Source organism: Sandarakinorhabdus sp., from assembly GCF_040398645.1.
Classification (GTDB): domain Bacteria; phylum Pseudomonadota; class Alphaproteobacteria; order Sphingomonadales; family Sphingomonadaceae; genus Sandarakinorhabdus.
Genome location: NZ_JBBATR010000067.1, coordinates 9,091 through 10,215, shown reverse-complemented (window position 1 = coordinate 10,215; position 1,125 = coordinate 9,091). Strand labels below are relative to the sequence as shown.

The following is a 1,125-nucleotide window of genomic DNA, read 5'->3' as shown; positions in this document are numbered from 1 at the left end:
CCTGCATGGGCGCAGCGATGGGCGCAAAGGCCGACACGGATTTGAACCGACCGGGGTGCTTGAGCGCCAGCGTCAGCGCGCCATGGCCGCCCATACTGTGACCGGTGATGCCCTGCCGGGCCAGATCGGCCGGGAAATGCGCGGCAATCACGCCAGGCAGTTCATCGATCAGCCAAGTCCGCATCTGAAAATGCGCCGCCCACGGCGCCTGCGTGGCATCAACATAGAAACTCGCCGCCTGCCCCATATCCCACGCCGGATCATCGGCCACATCCGCACCGCGCGGTGACGTGTCGGGCGTTACCAGCATCAGGCCCAGCGCCGCCGCCAGCCGCTGCGCACCAGCCTTGGTCGCGAATGTTTCCTCGTTGCAGGTAAGGCCGGCCAGGCACCACAGCACCGGGAACGGGCCCCCATTATCCTTGGCACCCGGCGGCACGAACACCCCAAAGCGCATCGCCGTTCGGCAAGCCGTGCTGGCGTGGCTGTGAAAGCTCTGCACGCCGCCATGGCACGCCGCGCGGCTGAGCGTTTCCATCAGAACACCACCACGCTGCGAATGCTCTCCCCCGAATGCATCAGGTCAAACGCCGTGTTGATCTCCTCCAGCGGCATGATGTGGGTGATCATCGGATCGATGGCGATCTTGCCGGTCATGTACCAATCGACAATCTTGGGCACATCCGTCCGCCCCTTGGCCCCGCCAAACGCCGTGCCCTTCCACACCCGGCCGGTCACCAGTTGGAACGGGCGCGTGCTGATTTCCTTGCCGGCTTCGGCCACGCCGATGACGATCGATTCGCCCCAGCCGCGGTGGCACGCCTCCAGCGCAGTGCGCATCACATCGGTGTTGCCGGTGCAATCGAACGTGTAATCGGCGCCGCCATCGGTCAACGCCACCAGATGCGCGACCAGATCGCCCGGCACATCACGCGGATTGACGAAATCGGTCATGCCAAATTGCCGGCCCCAGGCCTCGCGGTCCGGGTTGATGTCCACCCCGACAATCTGATCAGCGCCCACCAGCCGCAAGCCCTGCAGCACATTCAGGCCGATGCCGCCCAGCCCGAACACGATGGCCCGCGCGCCCGGCCCGGCCTTGGCGGTGTTGACCACGGCGCCCAC

2 protein-coding genes are annotated in these 1,125 nt (G+C 66.0%); both read right to left on the bottom strand.

The window, feature by feature from the left end; translation table 11 throughout:
• Positions 1-538 (bottom strand): alpha/beta hydrolase-fold protein (locus ABWP50_RS11940; RefSeq protein WP_353218211.1); only part of this gene is annotated, 538 nt, incomplete at its 3' end.
• Positions 538-1,125, bottom strand: a 588-nt coding sequence (locus ABWP50_RS11935) for a zinc-binding dehydrogenase (protein ID WP_353218210.1), incomplete at its 5' end; no start/stop codon positions are given. The genes ABWP50_RS11935 and ABWP50_RS11940, both read right to left, overlap by 1 nt.